This window comes from Kitasatospora sp. NPDC001309, assembly GCF_042896295.1.
GTDB lineage: Bacteria > Actinomycetota > Actinomycetes > Streptomycetales > Streptomycetaceae > Kitasatospora.
The window spans coordinates 102,551-118,631 of record NZ_JBIAXC010000017.1 but is presented as its reverse complement, the minus strand read 5'-3'; the positions used below and the strand labels follow the sequence as shown (position 1 = coordinate 118,631).

The 16,081-nt window shown below is 75.0% G+C and carries 17 protein-coding genes; 9 read left to right on the top strand and 8 right to left on the bottom strand.

The window, feature by feature from the left end; genetic code table 11:
- Window positions 1-190: 190 nt before the first annotated feature.
- Window positions 191-925: an SDR family oxidoreductase gene (locus ACFY2K_RS19205; RefSeq protein ID WP_380526768.1), complete on the bottom strand. Its 735-nt coding sequence runs from the start codon at window positions 923-925 to the stop codon at window positions 191-193.
- A 160-nt stretch (window positions 926-1,085) separates the two neighbouring features.
- Here ACFY2K_RS19205 and ACFY2K_RS19200 point away from each other — a divergent pair, with 160 nt between their 5' ends.
- The 7 genes from ACFY2K_RS19200 (at window position 1,086) to ACFY2K_RS19170 (ending at window position 7,562) form a co-directional block, all read left to right on the top strand.
- Window positions 1,086-1,919, top strand: coding sequence for a helix-turn-helix transcriptional regulator (locus ACFY2K_RS19200; protein ID WP_387712696.1), 834 nt, complete (start codon window positions 1,086-1,088; stop codon window positions 1,917-1,919).
- A gap of 123 nt (window positions 1,920-2,042) precedes the next feature.
- Window positions 2,043-2,231 (top strand): YegP family protein, encoded by a 189-nt coding sequence (locus ACFY2K_RS19195; RefSeq protein ID WP_375885888.1) that lies wholly within the window; start codon window positions 2,043-2,045, stop codon window positions 2,229-2,231.
- A gap of 108 nt (window positions 2,232-2,339) precedes the next feature.
- Window positions 2,340-3,662, top strand: a complete 1,323-nt coding sequence (locus ACFY2K_RS19190; protein WP_387712693.1) for a glycosyltransferase family 4 protein — start codon at window positions 2,340-2,342, stop codon at window positions 3,660-3,662.
- Window positions 3,659-4,855, top strand: coding sequence for a glycosyltransferase (locus ACFY2K_RS19185; protein ID WP_387712691.1), 1,197 nt, complete (start codon window positions 3,659-3,661; stop codon window positions 4,853-4,855). The genes ACFY2K_RS19190 and ACFY2K_RS19185 overlap by 4 nt, the downstream gene beginning before the upstream one ends.
- On the top strand, window positions 4,830-5,714 hold the full coding sequence (locus ACFY2K_RS19180) for an SGNH/GDSL hydrolase family protein (protein ID WP_387712688.1): 885 nt from the start codon (window positions 4,830-4,832) through the stop codon (window positions 5,712-5,714). Before ACFY2K_RS19185 ends, ACFY2K_RS19180 begins: the two co-directional genes overlap by 26 nt.
- Window positions 5,715-5,887: 173 nt before the next feature.
- The gene (locus ACFY2K_RS19175; RefSeq protein WP_387712685.1) at window positions 5,888-7,120 is read left to right on the top strand and encodes an NUDIX domain-containing protein; all 1,233 of its coding nucleotides are present in this window, start codon (window positions 5,888-5,890) and stop codon (window positions 7,118-7,120) included.
- Complete coding sequence (locus ACFY2K_RS19170; protein WP_387712682.1) at window positions 7,101-7,562, top strand: DUF6188 family protein; 462 nt, start codon at window positions 7,101-7,103, stop codon at window positions 7,560-7,562. Before ACFY2K_RS19175 ends, ACFY2K_RS19170 begins: the two co-directional genes overlap by 20 nt.
- Before the next feature lie 29 nt (window positions 7,563-7,591).
- On the opposite strand, the gene ACFY2K_RS19165 is transcribed toward ACFY2K_RS19170, so the two are convergent.
- From ACFY2K_RS19165 to ACFY2K_RS19135, 7 genes are all read right to left on the bottom strand, one after another.
- Window positions 7,592-7,966, bottom strand: a complete 375-nt coding sequence (locus tag ACFY2K_RS19165; RefSeq protein ID WP_375885872.1) for a hypothetical protein — start codon at window positions 7,964-7,966, stop codon at window positions 7,592-7,594.
- Between the two features lie 139 nt (window positions 7,967-8,105).
- A complete protein-coding gene (locus ACFY2K_RS19160; protein WP_375885869.1) occupies window positions 8,106-8,501 on the bottom strand; it encodes a roadblock/LC7 domain-containing protein in 396 nt (131 codons plus the stop codon).
- Between the two features lie 82 nt (window positions 8,502-8,583).
- Window positions 8,584-9,633 carry a hypothetical protein gene (locus tag ACFY2K_RS19155; RefSeq protein WP_387712678.1) on the bottom strand — a complete coding sequence of 350 codons (1,050 nt, stop codon included), beginning with the start codon at window positions 9,631-9,633 and terminating at the stop codon, window positions 8,584-8,586.
- Between the two features lie 44 nt (window positions 9,634-9,677).
- Window positions 9,678-10,061 (bottom strand): hypothetical protein, encoded by a 384-nt coding sequence (locus ACFY2K_RS19150; protein ID WP_387712675.1) that lies wholly within the window; start codon window positions 10,059-10,061, stop codon window positions 9,678-9,680.
- A gap of 640 nt (window positions 10,062-10,701) precedes the next feature.
- A complete protein-coding gene (locus tag ACFY2K_RS19145) occupies window positions 10,702-11,709 on the bottom strand; it encodes an MsnO8 family LLM class oxidoreductase (RefSeq protein ID WP_380643357.1) in 1,008 nt (335 codons plus the stop codon).
- A gap of 61 nt (window positions 11,710-11,770) precedes the next feature.
- A complete protein-coding gene (locus ACFY2K_RS19140) occupies window positions 11,771-12,397 on the bottom strand; it encodes a DUF2269 domain-containing protein (protein WP_387712673.1) in 627 nt (208 codons plus the stop codon).
- 202 nt (window positions 12,398-12,599) lie between these two features.
- Window positions 12,600-13,799, bottom strand: coding sequence for a peptidoglycan-binding protein (locus ACFY2K_RS19135; protein WP_380526786.1), 1,200 nt, complete (start codon window positions 13,797-13,799; stop codon window positions 12,600-12,602).
- Between the two features lie 414 nt (window positions 13,800-14,213).
- Between ACFY2K_RS19135 and ACFY2K_RS19130 the strand changes: the two genes are divergently transcribed.
- Both ACFY2K_RS19130 and ACFY2K_RS19125 read left to right on the top strand, forming a co-directional pair.
- The gene (locus ACFY2K_RS19130) at window positions 14,214-15,578 is read left to right on the top strand and encodes a DUF6271 family protein (protein ID WP_387712670.1); all 1,365 of its coding nucleotides are present in this window, start codon (window positions 14,214-14,216) and stop codon (window positions 15,576-15,578) included.
- Window positions 15,575-16,072, top strand: coding sequence for a GNAT family N-acetyltransferase (locus ACFY2K_RS19125; RefSeq protein ID WP_375885858.1), 498 nt, complete (start codon window positions 15,575-15,577; stop codon window positions 16,070-16,072). The genes ACFY2K_RS19130 and ACFY2K_RS19125 overlap by 4 nt, the downstream gene beginning before the upstream one ends.
- Window positions 16,073-16,081 lie beyond the last annotated feature (9 nt).

Sequence of the window (16,081 nt, the reverse complement as noted above, 5' to 3'; positions counted from 1 at the left end):
GCAGTTGGGAGGCGTGCGCCCGCGCCCCGCCACGGCCGGTGCACACATGTGATCCCGGAGTATCCAGCCAGCCGCGGACGACTCGGTGGACCGCAGCGCGCGGTTCGTCAGATCGAGTGAGGGGACCGGACCCGCACAGGACTGCCTGCACCGGTCGGTCCGCGTCGCCCCGCCCACCGACGCGGCCTGGTCACTGGGCGCTCGCCGCGGGGCGGACCACCAGCTCGTTGACGTCGACCTCCCGGGGCTGGGACACCGCGTAGGCGATGGCCCCCGCCACCGCGGAGGCGGGAATGGCCACGGCGCGGTACGCCTTCATGGCCTCCCGCGCGGCGGGGTCCGCGATGCCGTCGGCGAGTTCGGACTCGGTCACGCCGGGAGAGACGAGGGTGACCCGGATGTCGCCGGCCGACTCCTGGCGCAGCCCTTCGGAGATCGCTCGGACGGCGAACTTGGTGGCGCAGTAGACGGCGGCGGTGGGCGAGACCTCGTACGCGCCGACGGACGCGATGTTCACGACGTGCCCGCCGCCCTGGGCCCGCATCACGGGCAGCGCGGCGGCGATGCCGTGCAGGACTCCCCTCACGTTCACGTCGATCATGCGGTCCCACTCGTCCGTCCTCAGCGCCTCCAGGGGCGACAGCGGCATCACGCCGGCGTTGTTGACCAGGACGTCGACCCGGCCGTAGCGCTCACCGGCGGCGGCCACGAAGGCCCGGACGTCGGCGGCGTCCGTGACGTCGAGGCGCCGGAACGCCGCGGTGGCGCCCGCGGCGGTCAGCTCGCCGGTGAGCGCGTCGAGGCGGTCGGTGCGCCGGGCCCCGAGGAACAGCCGGTGGCCGTCGGCGGCGAGCCGGCGGGCGGTGGCCTCCCCGATGCCGCTGCTCGCCCCGGTGACCAGTACGACCTTGGATGTCTGCGTCATGCCTGCTTCTCCTCCTGGTGGAGCACGGGGTTCGTCGACGGATGCGGATCCGTTCCGCCGGACCGAGTCTGGGCGGGGCTCGGGCGACCGACCAGGACGTGTCCCGCCTGGGTGCGGTACACCCAGGCAGGGCCCGGGCGGCGCCACCTAGGGTGAGGGCGTGACCGACAACCACCTGGGAGAGTTCCTACGCGCACGCCGCGCGGCCCTGCGGCCGCAGGACGCCGGCGTGGCGAGCCACGGGGTGCGCAGGGTCGCCGGACTGCGCCGGGAGGAGGTCGCCGTCCTGGCCGGGGTGAACGCGGACTACTACACCCGCCTGGAACAGGGGCGGGAACGCCACCCGTCGGCCCAGGTCCTCGACGCGCTCGGCCGCGCCCTGCGGCTCGACCCGGACGGGCACGCGCACCTGCACCAGCTGGCGGGGACGGTGCCGGGCAGCCGGTTCGCCCACACCACCGACCTGGTCGGCCCCGCCCTGCGCCAGCTGCTGGACGGCTACCCGACCGCCCCGGCGTTCGTCATCAACCGGACCCTGGACGTCCTGGCGGCCAATGCCCTGGCCGAGGCCCTGCACTCGCCCTTCGAGCGGATGGACAACCTCGCCCGGATGGCCTTCCTCGACCCGGCGGGCCGACAGTTCCACGAACGGTGGGGCCACACGGCCCAAGCCGTCGTGGGCCATCTGCGGCAGGCCGCCGGGCTCGACCCGGACAGCCCCCGGCTGCGCGCGCTCGTCCGCACCCTCACCGACCACAGCACCGACTTCACCCGGCTGTGGAACACCCACGCCGTACGCGGAAAGACCCAGGAGGCCAAGCACTTCCTCCACCCGGACGTCGGCCCGCTGACCCTCACCTACCAGGCCTTCGACGTGCGCGACGCTCCCGGCCAGCAACTGGTCGTCTACCAGGCGGAGCCCGGCAGTTCCAGCGCCCAGGCCCTCGCCCTGCTCGGGTCCCTGCGCGCCACCGCGAACCGCGCCGCCGGCTGAGCCGGAGGTCGGCTCCGCGACTCGAACGGTCGCCACCCGACTGGGTCAACTGGCGAGCGTTCCAACGGATTTGGGCCTACGGTGCGGTCCCAGGGGGCCATCGAGCGAAAGGCTGTTGACGGCATGGCTGGGAAGTTCGAGCTGTACACGGACGAGAGCGGGATGCACCGGTTCCGGCTCAAGGCGAGCAACGGGACCGTCGTGGTGACCGGTGACCCGCAGGAGAGCAAGGACGACTGCCTGAAGAGCATCGAGTCGATCCGTAAGCTCGCGCCGTACGCGGAGCTCAAGGAGGCGGCCGGGTCGATGTGACGCGGCGGTGCCGGGGCGCGGGTCGGCGGTGCAAATCGCCGACCCGCGTTCGCTTGTACGACAGATCCCTTTGGCCGGGTGCACGCCGTGCGCGGAGACAACACAGGCATGCGCGTCGCCATCGTCACCGAATCCTTCCCTCCCGAGGTCAACGGAGTCGCCCACAGCGTGCTGCGGACGGCCGAGCACCTGCTCCGTCGGGGCCACCGGCCCCTCGTCGTCACCCCCGCACCGGCCCGGGGCGCCCAGTGCCCGCCGCAGACCTTCGGCTCCGGCGCCGACGCGGAACGGATCCCCGTCGTGCGGATCCCGTCGGTGCCGCTGCCCGGGTACCCGCAGGTGCGGATCGCCCTGCCGAGCCGGCAGCTGGCGGCCGCGCTGGCCGGGCACCGGCCCGACATCGTCCACCTGGCCAGCCCGTTCGTCCTGGGTGCGCGCGGCATGCAGGTCGCGGCCCGGCTCGGCGTGCCCGCCGTCGCCGTCTACCAGACCGACCTCGCCGGGTACGCCCACGCCTACCGGGCCGGACGCGGGCTCGGCGAGGCCGCCGCCTGGCGGCGCATCCGGGCCGTGCACCGGGCCGCCGCCCGCACGCTGGCGCCGTCCACCCCCGCCGCCCAGGACCTCACCGCGCACGGGGTGCCCCGGGTCCAGCTGTGGCCGCGCGGGGTGGACTCGGTGCGCTTCCACCCCCGGCACCGGGACGAGGCGCTGCACCGGGCCCTCGCCCCCGGCGGGGAGGTGCTGGTCGGGTACGTCGGGCGGCTCGCGCCCGAGAAGCGGGTCGACCTGCTGGCCGCCGCCTCCGCGCTGCCCGGGGTGCGGGTGGTGGTGGTCGGGGACGGCCCCTCGGCGCCCGGCCTCAGGGCCGCCATGCCCGGCGCGGTGTTCCTCGGGCGCCGCACCGGCGAGGAACTCGCGCGATGTTTCGCCACCCTCGACGTGTTCGTCCACACCGGCCCGCTGGAGACCTTCTGCCAGACCATCCAGGAGGCGATGGCCAGCGGCGTCCCCGTGATCGGCCCGGCCGCCGGCGGCCCGCTCGACCTGGTCTCCCACCACCGCACCGGACTGCTGGTGCCGCCCCGCGACGGCACGGCGGTCGCCCGGGCCGTCGCCGAACTGGCCGCCGACCCGGCCCGGCGGGCCCGGTACGGGCAGGCCGGACGGGCCGAGGTGACCGCCCGGACCTGGGAGGCGGTCGGGGACCTGCTGCTGCGGCACTACGCCGAGGTGCTGGCGGAGCACCGGGGGGTGGGGGTGGCTCCTTCGGCGGCTCCGTCCGGGGTCGGGGCCGAGGTCGGGGCCGAGGTCGGGATCGGGGCCGGGACCGAGGTCGAGGCCGAGCCCGGGCCGCCGGGGGCGTCGGCCGGGACGGTGGTGCCGGTGCTGCCCGTGCTGCCCGTACTGCCGGAGGAGTTGCCGGCATGACTGCGCCGCCCCGCGGCGGGCCGCTGACCATCGTGCGGCTCGCCAACTTCGTCACCCCGGTCTCCGGCGGCCTGCGCACCGCGCTGCGCCACCTGGGCGCCGGGTACCGGGCCGCCGGACACCGGCCCGTCCTGATCGTGCCCGGCGAACGGCGCACCGAGGAGGACACCGAGCAGGGTCTGGTGATCACCCTGCCCGGCCCGGTGCTGCCGGCCAGCGGCGGCTACCGGCTGCTCGCCGACCGACGGGCGGTCGCCGCCGAACTGACCCGGCTCGGCCCCGACCGGCTGGAGGTCTCCGACCGCACCACCCTGCGCTGGACCGGCGCCTGGGCCCGTCGGCACGGGGTCCGCTCGGTGATGGTCTCGCACGAGAGCGCCACCGGAGTGCTGCGGACCTGGGGCCTGCCCGGCCCGCTCGCCGCCGCGGCCGCCGACCGGCTCAACGCGGCCACCGCCCGCGGCTACGACTCGGTGCTCTGCACCACCGACTGGGCGGCGGCCGAGTTCCGCCGGATCGGCGTGCCCAACCTGGTCCGGGCCCCGCTCGGGGTCGACCTGGCGGCGATGCGCCCGCTGCCCACGGCCGTACGGGCGCTGGAACGGGCCCGGTACGCGGCGCCCGGGGACGTCCTGCTGGTGCTCTGTTCCCGGCTCTCCGCCGAGAAGCGGCCCGAACGCGCCGTCGAGGCACTGGCCCGGCTGCGGGCGCGGGGGCTCCCCGCCGTCCTGGTGGTGGCCGGGACCGGACCGCTGCGGTCCCGGCTCGCCGCCCGGGCCGCCCGGCTGCGGCTGCCCGTACGCTTCCTCGGACACCTGAACGAGCGGGCGGAGCTGGCCGCACTGCTGGGCAGCGCGGACGTGGCGCTGGCCCCCGGACCGGTGGAGACCTTCGGACTGGCCGCCCTGGAGGCACTGGCCTGCGGCACCCCCGTCGCGGTCAGCCGCTCCTCCGCGCTGCCCGGCCTGATCGGGCCCGCCGGGATCGCCGCCGCCGACACCGGGGCCGGATTCGCCGCCGCCGTCACGGAGTTGCTCCGCCGACCGGAACCGGCCCGGCGGGCCGCCGCCCGGGCCCAGGCCGAACGGTACGGCTGGTCGGCGGCGGTGGCCGCCTTCCTGGCCGCGCACGGGGCCCGGACCGCCGATGCCACCGGGAGGAGTGGGGATGAGCGTGCTCGACGCGGGGCCTGACCGGACCGCCGACGACCGGCCCACCGCGGGCGAACTGCTGCGCTTCGTCGCGCTCGGCGACTCGCTCACGGAGGGCGTCGGGGACCAGGTCGGCGAACGGTGGCGCGGCTGGGCCGCCGTCCTCGCCCGGTCACTGGCCCCCGAGGGCCAGGACGTCGAATTCGCCAACCTGGCGTACAGCGGCGCACTGACCGCAGATCTGACGACTCGTCAACTCCCGGCGGCACTCGCCCTTCGGCCCCAGCTGGCGGCGGTCCTGGTCGGCGGCAACGACACCCTGCGGGCCGGCTTCGACATCCGCCGCACCACCCGGGAACTCGACGCCACCCTCGGCGAACTCTCCGGCCACGGCGCCGTCCTGCTCACCGCCTGCCTGCCCGACCCCGGCACCCTCCTCCGGCTCCCCGCCCCGCTCGCCCGACCACTGGCCCGACGGATGCGCGCCGTCAACACCGTCGTCCACGCCCTCACCACCCGGCACCGGGCCGTCCACCTGCACATCGCCGAACTGCCCTGGTGCGAGCAGCGCGGCCTGCTCAGCGTCGACCGCCTCCACCCCAGTGCCGAAGGACACCACCTGATCGCCCGCCGCTTCCACGAACTGCTCGCCACCCAGGGCCACCCCCTCGGCCCGCCACCCGCCGCCGAACCCGTCGAACCGCCGCCCGGCCTCGCCGCCGACCTGTGGTGGATGGCCACCCGCGGCACCCGCTGGCTCGCCGCCCGCAGCACCGACCTCCTACCGGGCCTGCTCGCCCTCGCGGCCGTCGAAGGCGCCGCCCGCCTCCGCGGATCGAGCGCCCGGCACGACGAACAGATGGCCCGAGCGGCCGCCCAGGCCCTGGCCTCCCTGGGGTGACGGCCCGCCGGGCGGGGCCGGGAGGGCAGGTCGGGCGGCGGTGCGGGGGCGTGTCCCTTCCGGGTGGTGGTCGGGGTGGGCGGGAACCATCGGGTGCGTGGGGATGTCGTCCCCCGGGAGATGAGCGGGTGGAAGGAGTCGGGGTGGAAGGAGTCGGGGTGGAAGGAGTCGGGGTGGAGGGAGTCGGGGTGGAGGCGTCGGGTGCGGCGGGACGAGAGATGATGGCGGCCGCCGGGGTGCTGTTCCCGGACGGGCGGGGGCGGGTGCTGGTGGTGCGGCTGCCGTACGACCGGAAGCATCCGGTGGCGATCCCGGGTGGCGGGTGGGAGCCCGGCGACCGGTCGCCGCGGGAGACGGCGTTGCGGGAGATCGCCGAGGAGCTGGGGTTCACGCCCCGGCTGGGAGCGTTGGCGTGCGTCGACTGGGCGATGTCCCCGAGCCGGCCGCCGATCGTGGCCTACCTGTACTGGGCCGAGGCGTTGACGCCGGAGCAGGTGTCGGCGATCCGGCCGGACGCGGCGGAGGTCGGCGGCTGGGTCTGGCTGACGGCGGAGGAGGCCGGGCACGCCCTGCCGCCGCGGCTGTCCCGCCGGGTGGCGGCCTGTCTGCGGGCGCCGCGGGAGGCCGGGCCCCTGGAGCTGGAGGACAGCCGGCCGGTGGGGCACACCCTGGGGGCGCTGCCCGCCGAGGGGCCCGTGCCGGAGTACACCGGGCTGGCCGCCGCGCCAGGGCTGGGGCCGGGGTCGGGGTCGGGGTCAGCTGCGGGGCAGCCGTCGGAGGCGCCGGAGCCGCTGGAGCCGCCGATGGACCGGGACACCTACTACGCCACCCGGCCGCGGATCCGGGCGAAGGCGCGGGCCCTCTTCACGGACGGTGACGGCCGGGTGCTGCTGGTGCGGCTGCGGCCGTGGGACGGGCCGCGCGGGCGGGTGCCGTACTGGACACTGCCGGGCGGCGGGGTGGAGGCGGACCGCGAGACGCCCCGCACGGCGGCGGGGCGGGAGATCCGCGAGGAACTGGGCTGGGAGGTCGAGCCCGGGCGGCTGCTGGCGTTGGACTGGCTGCCGGGGGCGGCGGCCGATCCCGGGGCCGATCCCGCGACCGACCCTGCGACCGGTCAGGACACCGCCGTGCTGGTGTACGTCTACGACGGCGGCGCGGTGACGGAGGAGTCGCTCGGCACGATCGTCCTCCAGGAGCAGGAACTGGTGGAGTGGCGGCTGTGCGACCCGGCCGAGGCGCGGACGCTGCTCTCCGGACCGTCCTGGGACCGGGTGGCCGCGGCCCTCGCGGCCCGGGAGCGGGCGGGCGGACCGGTCGAGCTGGTACGCGGACGGCCGGTCGGTCCCGTGGTTGGGAACGCGTCGGCCGGTGAAGACTGGGAGCATGCAGAACACGATCACTGAGGTGCTGGCCGGCCGGACGGTCGAGGCGGTCAGCGGAGGCGACCGGCTGGACCTGCGGCTCGACGGGCCGGTGACCGTACGAGTGGTGCACGAGTTCCGCTTCGCGGCGCCGTCCTTCACCACGCCGGAGGAGGTCGGGCACTTCTTCCCCGCGCTCACCTTCCGGCCGACGCCCACCCTGCTGGCCCTGGTCGGCCGGACCGTCGGCACCGCCCGGATCACCCTGGCCGGCGGCCTGGAGCTGGGTTTCACGGAGGGCGGTGAGCTGTCCGTCCCGCCGCACGCGGTGCTCGCGCCGTGGAGCGTGCTGAGCGCCGAGGGGGCGGTCTGCGCGGGGCTGGCCGGCGGGGAGGTCCAGTGGGCACCGCCGGACGGGGCCGGGCCCGGCAGGGCGGGGCCCGGCGGGGCGGGGCCCGGCGGGGCGGGGCCCGGCGGGGCGTGAGCCGCCGCCGGGGCCGTGCCGGTGCCCGGTCAGACCTCCAGGTCGGCCTCGATCTTGACCAGCTGGTGGCGGGCCATCGCCAGGTTGGCGCGGCCCTTGTCCAGTGCCAGGTAGAGGAACAGGCCCTTGCCGGTGCGGCCGGTGAGCGGGCGGATCAGGTGGTACTGGGTGCTCAGCGTGATGAGGATGTCCTCGATGCCGTCCTGGAGGCCGAGCATGTCCATGGTGCGCATCTTGGCGCGCATCACGTCGGTGTTCCCGGCCGCGGCGACGTTGAGGTCCAGGCCGCCGGGGCCGTCGAGGGTGGCGAGCGCCATGCCGCTGTTGTAGTCCACCAGGGCCGCGCCGATGGCGCCCTCGATGACGGTCATGGCCTGCTTGAGCGCGCCGGCTGCGTCGGTCATTCTGATCAACTCCTTTGGGTCGGTTGGTCGGTGGGTCGGTAAGTCGACAGGTTGGTCGGTGGGTGGGTCAGTGGGTCGGTGGGTCGGTACGGGGGCGGCTCGGTACGGGGGTGGGCGGGGCGTTCGGTCCCGGGACGGGTCAGAGCGCGTCGCGCGGGTCCTTCGGCACCAGGGCGTCGTTGAGCAGTTCGGCGATGTGCCGGGCACTGCGGCGGCCCTCCAGGTGGAGCCGGCCGACGTTGACGTCCGGGAGCGCCAGCAGGGTCAGCACGCAGCTGCCGCCGGCCGCGTAGGTGGCGACGTAGCCGTGCTCACCGCGCACCACGGACTCGCGGAACTCCCCCTGCCCGGTGGTGTCGGCGAGCCGCTGGGCGAGCGAGAGCGAGGCCGCCGTCATCGCGGCCAGGCCCGAGGGTTCGGTCCCGTGGGTGTCGTGCGCGACCAACAGGCCGTCCACGCTGGCCACCAGCCCGCCCGCGAGGTGCGGGACGCGACGTTTGACGGCGCGGAGTTCGGCGAGCAGCTCGGTCTCCAAGGCGATCAGTTGTCTCCTTCCGACACGCTGCTTGAGTGCCCGCCTCATGGCCGGTACGGCGGGGTCGCGGGCGGGGAGTGACTCAAAGTCGGGCCTCCAGAAGGTCTCGGACCCGGGTCAGCAGCGCGATGTCCGGGTCGGGGACGGTCAGCGGGTGGGCCGCTGCCGTGGTGGGCGGTCGGTCGGAGCGCGTGGGGGCGGGGGCTACAGGGACTGCGGGGCTGGTCGTTGCTGCGGAGCCGGTCGTTGCCGCGGGGCCGGTGCTCGGGAGGCCCCGGAGGGTGGCTCCGGGGACCCTGCGGTGCAGGCCGCTGCCAGGCCGGGAGGGTGCGGCGGCCGAGAGGACGGGGTCGGCGACCGGGCGGACGGGGTCGGCAGCCGGGCGGGAGGGTGCGGCGGCCGGCGCGGCGTGCCGGGGGGTGTCGAGCAGTCCGGCGGCGGCCAGGCGGCGGATGTCCGCCGTCACGCCGAAGCCGGAGCGGCCGAGCAGCCGGGCCAGGTCCGCCGGGGTTCTTCGGCCGTCGGCGTGGTCCAGCAGTTCGCGCCGCCGACGGCCGGGCGGGCGGTGGGAGGGCGATCGACTGTGCTCGACCGGCCGGACCGGCGCGGTGTCGAGCTGCGGCCAGGGCCAGATCCGGTCGAGGAGTCGGTGCCGGCGCTCGACCTCGCGACCGAGCCGCGCCGGGTCGACCGGCGTCACCGTGCCGAGCCAGTGCCGGGCCTCGGACTCGAACCGCCAGGTGCCGCCGGCCCGGTCGGCGAGCACGAAGTAGGCGGCGTCGAACAGCGTTCCCAGGTGGCCGAGTTCGAGTTCGCCGCGGGTGAGCAGCTGCCGGTCGACCAGTGCCTCGCCGACCCGCCCCTGCGGGCCGTGGCGGTGCAGGAGGTCGGCCCACTCCTCGGGGGTGAGCCGACCGCAGCCGGTGAGCAGGTCGGCCAGGCCGGGCGCGCGGGGGGACTCCGCGGCGGCGACCTGGCCGTCGACCAGCCACAGGATGCCGAGCGGGCCGTGCAGGGCCCCGGTGGCGCGGCGGGCGGCGAGCAGGGCGACGGCCTCGCCCGGGGTCCTCGGCGCGGCGGGTTGGACGTGGTGGTCGGCGGCCTCCACCAGGGGCGTGTACGGGGCGGCCACGCGATCGGCTGGCCGGAATGCGACGGTCGGTGCGGGCCTCGTGTTCACCCCAGCACCAGTTCCTCGGCGAGGGCCTGGAGGCGGAACCGGGCCGCGGCGAGGTTGCCCGACTCGCGGTCGAGCCAGAGGTGCAGGACGAGCCGGCTGTCGAAGACGGTGTCGATGAAGCGGATCAGGTGGTAACTGCGGCCCGCAGTGACGATGATGTCCTCCAATGGGGAGCGCCGGCCCTCCGCCGCGGTGAAGGTCTGGCTCTCAACGGCCGCGCGCACCAAGTCGGTTGCCTCGGCGGCAGCGGTCTCGTGTTCGCCGACCGGGCTTTCGCCCAGGCTCCCGAGGGCGAGTCCGCTGCTCCAGTCGACCAGGCTCGCCGAGCGGGCTCCGGCGATCGCCATCGCTCCGGAGAGACATTCGTCGATACCCGGCACACCGGCTCCTTCGAGGGGGTCTGGGGGTGGCCGGGCGCAGCGCAGATCCGGCCGGATCGCCACCAGCAGTGGCAGGTTCGACACGGAAGGCTACTGCCGGTTTCCGTATGACGAACATTCCAATGGCATATTCACACCAGCTACGGCGACTTCCGGCCAAGGTGCGACGATCCACCGGCTCGACCGGAGCGGCAAAACTGCTGGCCGCCCGGCCGCCGCAGACCGTCACTCGTCGGCCACCTGGTACGGGACCTTGGCCGATACCGGATCGCCGCCCGGAGTTTCGCCAGCGAAAGTGCGATAAGAGGACCCGGCGCGCACCAGGGCCGAGGACGGTGCACAGCCGGACATGGCGAAGGGGCCCGTTCCCTTGACGGAACGAGCCCCTTCGGATGGAGCGCCAGGCCCGGATCGCACGGACTCTTCCTACTGAAAGTAGGACGTGCTCTGGTAGCACCACTGACGCACGTTCAAGGGTTCCGGGATCTCCGTTTCGGAAGATCATTTCCCCTCGACGAGAAGAACAGTAGCAGGCCATCGGGCCTGGTCAGAAATCCGCCCGGACGGCCGGGGAGCGGTGGAGTGGGCGGTGGCGCGGGCTGCGGAACGGGCAGCGCGGCAGGCGGCGGGCCGCAGCCGGTCAGAGCAGGCCGACGGCCTCGGCGAGCAGTCGGTACGAGTCGAGCAGGGCCGTCCGGTCGTAGGTACTGGTGGCGATCAGGACCTCGTCCGCACCGGTGCGTGCCACCAGGGCGGACAGCTCGGCGGCCGCCTGCTCCGGGGTGCCCGCGATGTGGCCCTTGAGCGACTGCTCGAAGGCCGCCCGTTCGCGCGGGCTCATCGTGCGCGCCCGGATCTCGGCGGCCGGGGCCAGCGGCGGGAACTCCCCGTGGGTGCGGGAGTAGGCGCCGGCCCAGGCCTCCGGGAGGAGGAGGTCATGGGCCCGCTCCTCGGTCTCGGCCACCGCGACCGTGCCCGAGACCACCACGTACGGTTCGGCGGCCTGCGCGGAGGGGCGGAAGCGGCTGCGGTAGCCGTCGAGCGCGGCGAGCATCCGCTCCTCCCCACGTGCGGCGGCGATGACCAGCGGCAGCCCGGCCTCGGCGGCCAGCTCGGCGCCCGCGCCGGTGGCCAGCACGAAGGCCGGCACGTGCAGGCCCTCGGCCGGGCGGGCGTGGACGCCGCGGTGCACCTGTTGGGAGCCGTCGAAGTACCCGAGCAGCTCGGTCAGCTGGCCGCCGAAGTCCTCGGCCGCGTCCTTCTCGCGCCCGAGCGCCCGCCGGACGCCGTCGGTGAAGCCCACCGAGCGGCCGAGCCCCATGTCGATCCGGCCCGGGAACAGCGCCGCCAGCACCCCGAACTGCTCGGCCACCACCATGGGCCGGTGGTTGGGCAGCATCACCCCGCCGGTGCCGACCCGGATCCGGCTGGTGGCCGCCGCGACCGCCGCGGCGAGGACCGTGGGCGCCGACCCGGCCACCCCGGGCACGCCGTGGTGCTCGGAGACCCAGAAGCGGTGGTAGCCCAGCCGCTCGATCTCACGCGCGAAGGCCACGGTGTCGCGCAGCGCCTGCGCCGGCTCCTCGCCCTGCCTGGTCCGGGAGCGGTCGAGGACGGAGAGCCTGGTCGCGGGCGTAGCGCTGGTCACGTGGGTGGACAACGCCCACCCGCCGTACGGGCATTCCCCGCCGGTACGCCCGGGCGCGCCGTCACCGACCCTCGGGCCCTGGCCCGGCCCCGGCCGCGCCGGAGGCCCCGGGTATTCGGCCCGTACGCGTGCCCGCGGCCTTGCGGCGGCCCCAGGGCTTGTACACCGAGAGGATCACGTTGAACAGGTAGAGCGCCAGGGCCACCGCCGGGACGATCACCGTGTTGTAGCGGACGAAGCCGAGGTCCGCCACCGGGATGGGGCCGGTCGGGTGGGCGTCCGCCACCCGGACCGCGTCGTGCAGCCGGGCGGTGAGGGCGAAGACCGAGGCCGCCATCGCACCGAGCGTCAGCCAGAACTTGGTACTCACCCAGTAGTACCGGAACAGGCCCCAGGACGTGCCGAGCCCCAGCGCCACCCCGCTCAGGAAGGTGAGCAGGCTCAGCGGCAGGATGAGCGCGTCGCCGAGCAGGCCCATCGCCCGGTAGGCCGTTCTCAGCCGGTCGGCGTCGTCGGTGGTGAGGGCCGTCACCGCCAGGGTGAGCAGGCAGAGCATCAGGGCCAGCCAGCTCACCGAGGCGACGACGTGCAGCACCACCAGGCGTTTGCGCGCTCCCGGCGACAGTCGGCGGCCGGCGGACCGCCGCCCCGCGCCGGGGGCCGCGACGGCTTCGGTGGACGGGCGCACAGGTACCTCCTTCGAGTCGGGGTCACGAGGACGCGCCCAGACTCCCCCGTCCGCCCCTCATCGGGCATCTGACGGCGGAAGTAACCTCGGCTACTCCCCGGCGAGTACGTCACCGGCCGTCGCCGCGACCGACCGACTCCCCGGGGAGTACCCACACCGACCCGCGGCCCCGCAGCGCCCCGCCCGTCGGCCCGTCAGTCCGTCAGTCCGTCACCGCGAACCCCCGCGCCGCCCCCAGCCGGTGCAGCGAGTCCCGCCCCGGGATCCCGTCCGCGGCACCCGCCGAGTACCCGCAGCGCCGCTGCCAGCCCGCGTACGCCGTCACCGTGAGGCTGCCGTAGGACCCGTCCACCCAGCGCTGTTCGAGCAACCCCTCGTCCGCCAGCGCCTGTTCGACGATCGCCACCTCGGCCCCGTACGTCCGGTGTCCCTGCTCCGCCCCCGGGTCGCTGCGCGCCGCCGCGACGACGTGGGCGAGCGAGACGGTGCGCGGGCCGGGCAGGTAGCCGAGCAGCCGGCGCAGCGAGGCCTCGCCCGGGACGCCGTCCGCCGCCGGCCCGGAGTACCCCAGGCTCGCCTGGTAGTCCGCGTAGTTCTCGGTGTCGGCGTCCGTCCAGGTCGGTCCGGGCCCGGAGTGGTAGTGGGTGCCGAAGCCGGCCGTGACCAGCGCCCGTCCGACGGTGGTCACCTGGTAGCCCTGGGCGCCGTAGCCGTACGCCAGGCCGTTGACGGTGACCTGGTAGCGGGCGGGGGTCGGGTCGGCGGGCGGGGCGGGGTGCTGCTGGGAGGGCGGGCCGGTGGGCGAGCCGGGGCCCGCGGTGAAGGCGGGCCAGGAACCGGGGTCGACGTGGTCGTTGTACGGCACGTGGGCGTGCGCGTACCAGCCGCCCGCGGTCTCCCAGACCCGCTCGTCGCGGTGCTCGGTGAAGTCGGTCGGCCGCCCCATCGGCCAGGCGTCGGGCACCCCCCAGGAGGTGATCCAGGCGTGGATCCGGTCCCAGCCCGCGCACGGGGTGTCGACCAGCCGGGGGTAGACGGTGCCCTGGTGGCGGCAGTAGGGGAAGAACACCGCCTCGATCTGGATCACCACCAGCCCGGCCCGGTTGGTGCGGGTGGGGCTCTGGGCCGGGCTGAGCAGGCTCTTGGAGCGGGAGTCGGCGGGGAACAGCTGCGCCGTGCGGCCGCTGAACGGGTCCCAGACCAGGTGCGGGGCGTCGCCGGCGCCGGCGCCGGTGAAGTACCCGACGAGGTCCTCGTAGGTGCACCAGTCCTGCGGCGCGGCGGCGGTGGCGTTGCGGTCCCAGGTGATGTGGGCGATGGCCTTCGGGGGGTACTGGTGGTCGGTCGGCGCGTGGTCGCCGAGGTCGTGGATCTCGGCACCGGGCAGCCACGGTTCGGGCATGCTGGCTCCTCCGAACGGCGTAATGACGTCGTTGCCGGTATCGGCAGGTCCGGGTCGCGGATTGACCCCGGCGGCGGGATCGGCGGGGTTGAACCGCCCGGGGCCGCACGGCCGTTCGGATCAACGAGGGGAATTCGTCCTCACGTGCGGAACCGGCGGCGACAGGGCGCGCCGCCGGTTCCGTGCTCCGCCCTGTCCGGAAGCGGGTCCGGGCTCGGTCCGCACGGCCCCCGGACGACCCCGAAGGCCCTCCGAGGGCCCTCCGGAGCCACCGGGCGGGGGCGCATTCCACCCCGCCGCAGCCCCGCTGTCAATCGTTGACTTGGGAAGTGGTCTAGTCCACGGTGGTGCGCTCGAAGCCCTCACGGCGCCACCGCCGCAACCGTTCTGACGAACCGACGGAGAACCACCGCCATGCAGAGAGTCTGCCTCGCCCTGCCCACCATGCGTTCCTGCCCCGAGACCATCGCGGAACTCGCCGAGGAGGCGGCCTACGCCGTCGCGACCTTCGGCGTCGAGGTGCACCTGCTCATCCTCGACACCACCGGCGCCGCCGCCTTCGCGCAGAACGCGGACGCCGTGGCCGCGCTGGAGCCGACCCCCGGCGTGGCCGTCCACCACCTGGGCGAGGCGCGGCAGCGGGAGTTCCTGCGCCGGGTGGCCGAGCGCTCCGGCGCCGCCGACCCCGGCCTGCTGCTCGACCTGATGCTCCCGCCGGCCGTCGCGTACGGCTCCTGCGTCAACCGGCTCTTCCTCGGCGCGGCCGCCCTCGGCTGCACCTCGGCGCACCTGCGCAACGACGACGCCGACTTCCAGGTCGTCGACGGCCGGAAGGTCTTCCCGATCCACCACGAGCTGCTCTCGATCGGCCGGCCGGCCGGCGAGGCGGTGGCCGGGGTGACCCGCTCCGAGCTCGACCCGGCCGACGCGGACAAGCCGGTGATGCTGGTCAGCGGCTCCTTCATCGGCGAACTCAACGTGGACATCAGCGAGATCCACGAGCTGGACCCGGCCGTCTACCGCGAGATCGTCCGCCTCTGGACCCCGCCGGTCTGGCCGGAGGAGGACCGGGACGCGATGGTCGACGTCTCGTTCAAGGGCGCCGGCTCCGAGCCGTTCACCGCCGACGAGTCCGTCCTCGGCGTCCCCGACATCTGGGACGTCTACATGTGCAACATCGCCCTGGACCACCGGGCCTACGAGGTACTGCCGCTGCTGCCCTCGATCGAGACCATCGGCAGCGACTACGCCCTGCTGCACGCCCTGGTCCACTCCCGGCTGCCCGGCGTCGTCCACAACCGGCACATCGTCAACTACTACACGCCCGAGCGCCGCATCGGCGCCGGCTTCGTCAACTACCAGCTGCGGTTCGTCAAGTTCCTGCTCTCGATGCTGTACCTGTACCCGGTCTACGGCGGCATGATCGACCTGGGCCGCGGGCTGCTGGACGAGCGGCACGGGCTGAAGGTCGAGCCGATCGTCGACCTGGTGCGCGGCAGCGTCGACTGGGACCAGGCCGGGAACGAGCACTGCCTGGACGTCCTGGACCGCTCCTACCGCAAGCTCGGCGGCAAGTACACCGAGCTCGCGGACGTGGTGGCCGAGCGGCGCGGACAGCTCCTGGACGAGGCCCGGCAGGACGCCGAGCGCTGGGCGGTGCTGGTCGAGGCCTGGGCCGCGATGGTGTCCGCCGCCCGCGCCCACGGACTGGACGCCGGTCCCGAAGGTGCGGAAGGCCCGGAAGGCCCGGACGCCGGTGCGGAGGGGGCGACCCGGTGAGCGAGGACCTCCGGATCCGGCGGCTGGCCGACGGGGACTGGGACGCCGTGGTCGCGCTCGAACACGACGCCTACGCCGCCGACGGCCTGTCCGAGGGCCGGGAGGCGCTGCAGTCCCGGGCCCGCAGCTCACCGGACACCTGCTACGTGCTGGAGCAGCAGGGCGTCGTCCGCGGCTACCTGCTGAGCCTGCCGTACCCGCCGCTGCGCTGCCCGGACCTCACCCGGCCGGAGGAGACGGCGTACACCTCGGCCAACCTGCACGTGCACGACCTGGTGATCGCCGAGGACCTGCGCGGCCGGGAGGTCGCCCTGGGGTTCATGCGGCACTTCCGGGAGCGTGCCGAGGAGTCGGGCTTCGAACGGATCTCGATGGTCGCGGTGCGCGGCGCGGACATCCTGCTGCGGCTGCTCGGCTACCGGGCGCACCGCGAGGTCACGGTGCCGGAGTACTACGGGCGGCGGGCCGTCTACATGTCGGCGCCCGTGCGCTGACCCGGGCCG

What these genes read in the sequence shown, in the direction of transcription:
- ACFY2K_RS19205 (WP_380526768.1), bottom strand. Translation starts at nt 925, where the DNA reads ATGACGCAGACATCCAAGGTCGTACTGGTCACCGGGGCGAGCAGCGGC.
- ACFY2K_RS19195 (WP_375885888.1), top strand. Translation starts at nt 2,043, where the DNA reads ATGGCTGGGAAGTTCGAGCTGTACACGGACGAGAGCGGGATGCACCGG.
- ACFY2K_RS19190 (WP_387712693.1), top strand. Translation starts at nt 2,340, where the DNA reads ATGCGCGTCGCCATCGTCACCGAATCCTTCCCTCCCGAGGTCAACGGA.
- ACFY2K_RS19185 (WP_387712691.1), top strand. Translation starts at nt 3,659, where the DNA reads ATGACTGCGCCGCCCCGCGGCGGGCCGCTGACCATCGTGCGGCTCGCC.
- ACFY2K_RS19180 (WP_387712688.1), top strand. Translation starts at nt 4,830, where the DNA reads ATGAGCGTGCTCGACGCGGGGCCTGACCGGACCGCCGACGACCGGCCC.
- ACFY2K_RS19170 (WP_387712682.1), top strand. Translation starts at nt 7,101, where the DNA reads ATGCAGAACACGATCACTGAGGTGCTGGCCGGCCGGACGGTCGAGGCG.
- ACFY2K_RS19165 (WP_375885872.1), bottom strand. Translation starts at nt 7,966, where the DNA reads ATGACCGACGCAGCCGGCGCGCTCAAGCAGGCCATGACCGTCATCGAG.
- ACFY2K_RS19135 (WP_380526786.1), bottom strand. Translation starts at nt 13,799, where the DNA reads ATGCCCGAACCGTGGCTGCCCGGTGCCGAGATCCACGACCTCGGCGAC.
- ACFY2K_RS19130 (WP_387712670.1), top strand. Translation starts at nt 14,214, where the DNA reads ATGCAGAGAGTCTGCCTCGCCCTGCCCACCATGCGTTCCTGCCCCGAG.